This is a genomic window from Vibrio ordalii ATCC 33509 (genome assembly GCA_000257205.1).
In the GTDB taxonomy this organism is placed as follows: domain Bacteria; phylum Pseudomonadota; class Gammaproteobacteria; order Enterobacterales; family Vibrionaceae; genus Vibrio; species Vibrio ordalii.
Genome location: AEZC01000225.1, coordinates 1 through 6,316, shown reverse-complemented (window position 1 = coordinate 6,316; position 6,316 = coordinate 1). Strand labels below are relative to the sequence as shown.

The window sequence follows — 6,316 nt, the reverse complement described above, 5'->3', positions numbered from 1 at the left end:
GGAATTCACTCATTTATCCGTATATTGAAAGGTGGTTTTATGGCCACAACGCTTTTGGATATTTGATGCGTACGGTAAGGCGAAGCCCAAAAGCTTGAGTTTTTCTTGATTTAAGTATCCGTATGAAGTGAGCCGCTGAGGTATAGATGAAGATGCTACTCCTTAGTGATTAGGTAAGATTTATAATCCTATAGCTGTAAACGGTTATAAAAATTACCATTTTTCTGTATTCATGCTCTTTTTGAACTGAATCACTAAAAACGTTAGTAATACGTTAAAAGCTGTCTAAATTTTTCCAGTCTGTTAGAATCGCTGTGTTTATATTTTAGTCCTTAATTTTATACACTTGTTGAGGTTTCATATGGAGCTTGGATTAATCATCGTTTTTATCGTGGCTGCAGCGGTCATGGTTAAGAAAGAGATGTCCGAAAATAAGAAATAGACTCACTCATTGATAACTTTTCTCCCCCTTTTTAAATGAATGTGTCCCAAAGCCAGCATTAAGCTGGCTTTGTTATTTCTACGCTTTTTGTTCCCAAACCTGCCCCTCTCAGCTATTTTCCATCTCGTCAGACATACCACAACGATGATAAATAAGGCATACTCGTTATGGCATACTCACTGCAATTTCACCAAAGGATGTCCATTTTGCAAAGTCCAATTACCTTAGAAGCACTTCATATTCTAGATGCAATTGATAGACGAGGCAGCTTCGCTGCCGCGGCAAATGAGCTAAGCCGTGCACCATCATCGCTGAGCTATCAGATCCAAAAATTGGAGCAAGATTTAGATATCACTATTTTCGACCGTTCAGGGCATAAAGCGACGTTTACTGAAGCTGGACTGCTCATTCTTGAGCGGGGCAGAGCCATTTTATCGGCGACAGAAAAATTGGTGAATGACGCAACCTTGTTAGCGAATGGGTGGGAACTGGATTTGACGGTCGCATTTGACGGTATTATCCCAATTAACAATTTTTTCTCAATGGTTGAAGCGTTAGGTAATGTCAGCAAAACACGAATCCGTCTTCAAGAAGAAATTTTAGCGGGGTGTTGGGAGTCACTTTCAACTGATCGAGCCGATTTGCTGATTTGCCCACGTATCGATACGTTACCACAAGATGTAAAAGCAGAAACCATAGGAACTATGTCAATGGTTTGGGTAGCGGCAAGCTCGCATTACGTGCACAAACGAAGCGGTGCATTTGATGAAGAAGCAAGGCAAAAGTATCGAGTGATTTCGATTGCCGATACCGCGCGTGACCAGCCTGCAATGAGCGTGAATATTTTGCAAAAACAGCCGCGTCTGACGGTAACTAATTTCAGCGCAAAATGTGCCGCGTTAGTGGAAGGGTTAGGTATTGGCACATTACCGAAACAGATAGCAGAGCCACTGATCGCCTCAGGTAAACTGAAAGCAATCAGCGGATCTGAAGAAAAATCGATGCAGATCATTATGGCATGGCGGCGTAATAAAATGGGCGAAGCAAAGTCGTGGTGTGTGCAATACCTCAAGAAAAACTGGGTGCTAAGTTAAAATTTTGGGCGGATCGCAGTGATCAAATCTGATCGCTACGGCTTTATTCTGGTTTATTTAAGATCAAAACCATATCTGCCGTCCCATCTTCGAAATGCACTTCAATCTCAAAACCTAATTTTTGCGCTAGCGTCAACATGCCTCGGTTGGTTGGCATGGTCATGCCGGAAATTTGTAAGGTTCCTTTCAAGCGACAATAGTCGATGATTTTTTGCAGCAAGATTTTACCTAAACCTTTTCCTTTTAAATCCGAACGGATCAAGATGGCGAACTCAGCATCGCTATTCTCAGGGTTAATGAGTGCTCGTGAAACGCCAATAATACTCTCTTGATCATTGGTATGATCCACTGCGACAAAAGCCATTTCTCGGTCATAGTCAATTTGAGTAAAATTGGCTAAGGCTTCATGGTTAAACTCGCCGACATCAGAAAAAAAGCGTTTGTACAAATCTTCTTTTGATACATTACGGATAAACTCTGCATGATGCGGCTCATCCTCCGGCAAGATTGGGCGTAAGGTAATGGCCGACTTGTCCTTTAGGATCACACTTTCTTCAAACTCACTTGGATAGGGGCGGATAGCTAATCTACTTTGTCCCTCGCCTTGGTAATCTTTTAGGACTAAGTTGGCATCCAATATAGTGAATTGATTGCCATTGGCTAAAACCGGGTGAATATCTAATTCATCTATTTGTGGACATTCAATAATCATCTGCGAGAGACGAACTAAAAACTCAGATAATCCATCAATATTCATTGGCTCTGGTAGTTTTTGCAGCCGAATTTTCCCGCTGCGTATTGCTCTGACAATCAGATAACGAGCGAGCGTCATATTCAGCGGGGGTAGCGCGGCAGCGGCATCGATTGATTCATCCCATTCTGAACCGCCTTGCCCCAGTAAAATGACCGGGCCAAAGGTTCTATCAGTGATGACTTTGATCCTGAGCTCTTCTCCGCCAGCGATCTTTGCCATTGCCTGAACCAATAACCCATGAACATTAGCGGAAGGATACGAGATCTGCGTGCGATCCAATATCGCTTGTGCTGCGCTTGCCACTTCGTGGCGGTTGCGTAGATTGAGCATCACGCCTTGCACATCTGATTTATGCGCAATATCAGGCGAACGTAATTTCACCACGACTGGGTAACCAATTTGCTCGGCAATATGTACCGCTTCACTGGCATCAGAAGCTATCCAAGTTGGTAATACGCTAAAATTAAAATATTTAAATAACTTACCTATTTGGTGCGTATCAAGGTGACGGGTAGGGTGTATGCCTAGTTGCTCCGCTATCCATTGCTGCGCACTGTGTATTTCTGATACATGGACGGGTTCTGCTGTTGTCGGCGTTTCCATTAGTTGTTTTTGATTTCGACGGTACTCGACTAAGTGCATGAATGCCACTACTGCACTTTCTGGCGTTCGATAGGTTGGGATGCCCGCTTGGGTAAATATTTGTCTAGCCGGGCGCGCGGTAAGTTCTCCTGACCAATTGGTTAGGATGTTAAAACGTTTATGGCGAGGGTGCGCTTTAATGGCGTCGACCACCGCTTGAGCGGTTTGCTCAGACTGCGCAATCGCAGATGGGCTGTGCATAATGAGAATGGCATCGGTTTTATCACTATCTAGCAGCACATTTAGTGTATTAACGTAGCGAGTATGATCCGCATCACCCACCATATCGACCGGATTACTGTGAGACCAACTTTTAGGCAGGCACTGATTTAGTTTTTGATAAGTAGACTCTTCAAGATCGGCCAGTTTTCCGCCTCGATCTAACAAGGTATCGACGGCCATAATAGCTGGCCCGCCACCATTGGTAATAATAGCAAGACGTTCACCTCGTAATGGAACGGAGTGAGTGAGTGTTTCAACAGCGGCAAAGAGTTCATGGGTATTATTCACCCGTAACATACCCGTGCGTTGAATTGCGGAGTCATAAATAATGTCGAGTGTATTGTCTCCACCAGTATGTGCTTGCGCCGCTTTACGTCCAGCAAGCGTTCTTCCTCCTTTTAAGACTAAGATTCGCCGGTTACGTGACGCGGCGCGCGCTGCCGACATAAAACGGCGAGCATCCTTAATCGTATCAACATAAAGTAAAATGGCTTGGGTGTGTCTATCCGTGCTCAGGCAATCAAGCAAGTCAGAGAAATCGATGTCGCTGGCATTACCAAGAGAAATAAATGCTGAAAATCCGATCTCTTTGTCATTTGCCCAATCTAAAATCGTGGTACAAACCGCTGCATATTGTGAAATAAAGGCAATGTTACCTTTTAAGGCTGTGACAGGAGAAAACGAAGCATTGAAATTTAACCAAGGTAGAATCAAACCTAAGCTATTAGGACCCAAAATGCGCATTCCAGCTGATTTTGCAATGCTAGTGCATTGGGCTTGGATTTCGACTCCTTGAGCATCTTCAGTATACATATCAGATGAAAGTACGATAACGGAGCTGATGCCTTTGTCAGCCAATTGTTTAAATAAGGTGACGTTGCGTGTTGCGTGCGTGCATAAAATCGCAATATCAGGGACGATAGGCAGAGATTCGATACTTTTGTAGGCCAATACGCCGCAGACGGATGGATAATAAGGCGTGACAGGCATAATCGCACCATCGAAGCCTCCTTGGAGTAGGTTCTTCATCACGATATTGCCAGCACGAAACGAGCGTACTGATGCACCAACAACCGCGATCGATTTTGGTTTCAGGAATGGATTTAAATTGTTCATGTTGATGAACCTTTCACTCACGAATTACCGTTAGCTTAGCGAACAAATGCTATCCTTGTTCACTATATTGGTTTGATTGTGATCATTACGTCGTGAGACAACTGCGACTTTGTGCCATAAATCACAGTACAAGGGTATATAATCACAAAGCGAGCTTGATTCTGAGCGTCGCTATCGGCATGATTTATAGTAATTTCTACTTAAGGCGTTGAACAATTCATGAAAAAAATCACAATTGTCGGTTTATCAGTGCTTCTGGCTGCCTGTGCATCTGATACATACATTACCGATGTCACCTCTGAAAGCCATCGTGAAGAGTATAAAGTTGCTCCGGTTCAGCAACCAGTAGTCGCTCAAGAAGGCATGGCTACTGGAATTTCTGAGAGCAATGTCGAAACGAATGTGGTGAAGATGTCTCCTAACGATACAGAGAAAAAAGTCGTTAAGATGAGCCCTCAAAGCAAACCCGCAGTAGCACTCATTCCACCGACGGCTAAACAGACGGCAATGAATCCGCGTTTTGGCTACACCATTCAGGTCGTTGCTGTTGGATCACAGAATAAAGTTGATCAGTTTGCCAGCAAACTGCCCAATTCTGACGGCCAACCTATTTGGGAAAATTATAAAGTAGTGAATGGAACCAAGTGGTACACCGTACTTTATGGTGACTACGCAACTCGTGTCGATGCTGTTGAAGCAATCAAAACACTGCCAACCGAGTTTCAAGCAATGAAACCTTTTGCCAAAAGTATTGATACCATCAAAAATTCGGAATTTCCGACACTCAATAAGTTGAACTGATTCTGGATTTTATCGCGAATAAATGATCAAAGGGGCTTATGCCCCTTTATTGCTTATAACTTAGCCTGTTACAACGGTAAAAAGGTTTTCCTTGGCTAAAACCGTGTAACTTCACACTGAATTGATTATCATGCTTTATAGTTTATTCGTCAGCAGCATGGACAGATTTTAATGACTCAAACAACAATCCTATTATTATGTGGTGGCGGTTCGTCAGAACATGAAGTTTCACTTGTGTCAGCCAACTATTTACAAGCTCAACTTGAAAAAACAGAAAGTTTTCAAGTTATTCGCGTCGAAATGCGACCCGATGGTTGGTACAGTGAAAAGGGCTATCTGAGTTTCTTAGATACGAATGCTGCAACGTTGAATACCAATGGTGTTGCCGTCAATATCGATTTTGTGGTTCCTTGCATTCATGGCTATCCAGGGGAAACGGGCGACATTCAATCGATGCTCGAGCTGGCTGGCATCCCATATTTAGGTTGTGGTCCAGAAGCCAGTGCTAACAGTTTTAATAAAATTACATCTAAGCTTTGGTACGATGCGCTGGGCATTCCTAATACACCTTATCTTTTTCTTTCAGAAAATAATGCACAAGCGCATCAAGAGTGTAAGCAGGCTCTGGAAAAATGGGGAAGTGTGTTTATTAAAGCGGCGAGACAAGGCTCATCTGTTGGTTGTTACAAAGTCACCGAGGTTTCACAGCTCAACAGCGCAATCAATGCGGCTTTTAGCTACTCGGAACAAGTTCTGGTTGAAAAAGCAGTGAAACCTAGGGAATTAGAAGTTGCCGCTTATCAGCTTGACGGTGTTTTATATCTTTCTAAGCCGGGTGAGATCATCGCACCAGAAGACGCATTTTATACTTATGAAGAAAAATACAGTGCGACTAGCCATTCGATGACTGAAGTACAAGCTCAGAATTTAACCAGAGATCAATTAGAAATGATAAGTGATTATGCTGCTAGGGTTTTTACCCACATGAAGCTTAGGCACCTTGCACGTATTGATTTCTTTTTAACCCCAGAGGGAAACATTTATCTTAATGAAGTTAACACCTTTCCAGGCATGACTCCCATTTCAATGTTTCCTAAAATGTTAGAGCATAATGGGCATAGGTTTCATGAATTTCTAGCCAATTGCGTGACAGCGTCACTCAATCAAAAGGTTGTAACCGTTCACCAGTAGGAGCTTGATTTAATGGATTACAGACTAAATACGTTTGGGTAAGGCTTGCGAAGA

4 protein-coding genes are annotated in these 6,316 nt (G+C 43.1%); 3 read left to right on the top strand and 1 reads right to left on the bottom strand.

What is annotated here, in order from left to right; genetic code table 11:
- Nucleotides 1-648 precede the first annotated feature (648 nt).
- Nucleotides 649-1,536 carry a LysR family transcriptional regulator gene (locus VOR_RS0114835; RefSeq protein WP_010320480.1) on the top strand — a complete coding sequence of 296 codons (888 nt, stop codon included), beginning with the start codon at nucleotides 649-651 and terminating at the stop codon, nucleotides 1,534-1,536.
- 43 nt (nucleotides 1,537-1,579) lie between these two features.
- On the opposite strand, the gene VOR_RS0114830 is transcribed toward VOR_RS0114835, so the two are convergent.
- On the bottom strand, nucleotides 1,580-4,270 hold the full coding sequence (locus VOR_RS0114830; RefSeq protein ID WP_010320479.1) for a bifunctional acetate--CoA ligase family protein/GNAT family N-acetyltransferase: 2,691 nt from the start codon (nucleotides 4,268-4,270) through the stop codon (nucleotides 1,580-1,582).
- Nucleotides 4,271-4,489: 219 nt separating this feature from the next.
- On the opposite strand from VOR_RS0114830, the gene VOR_RS0114825 reads away from it, so the two are divergent.
- Together VOR_RS0114825 and VOR_RS0114820 are read left to right on the top strand one after the other, a co-directional pair.
- Nucleotides 4,490-5,071 (top strand): SPOR domain-containing protein, encoded by a 582-nt coding sequence (locus tag VOR_RS0114825; RefSeq protein WP_010320478.1) that lies wholly within the window; start codon nucleotides 4,490-4,492, stop codon nucleotides 5,069-5,071.
- A gap of 171 nt (nucleotides 5,072-5,242) precedes the next feature.
- Nucleotides 5,243-6,262, top strand: coding sequence for a D-alanine--D-alanine ligase (locus VOR_RS0114820; RefSeq protein WP_010320477.1), 1,020 nt, complete (start codon nucleotides 5,243-5,245; stop codon nucleotides 6,260-6,262).
- Nucleotides 6,263-6,316 lie beyond the last annotated feature (54 nt).

Coding starts and splice junctions, on each gene's coding strand:
- VOR_RS0114825 (WP_010320478.1), top strand. CDS start 4,490: ATGAAAAAAATCACAATTGTCGGTTTATCAGTGCTTCTGGCTGCCTGT.
- VOR_RS0114830 (WP_010320479.1), bottom strand. CDS start 4,270: ATGAACAATTTAAATCCATTCCTGAAACCAAAATCGATCGCGGTTGTT.
- VOR_RS0114820 (WP_010320477.1), top strand. CDS start 5,243: ATGACTCAAACAACAATCCTATTATTATGTGGTGGCGGTTCGTCAGAA.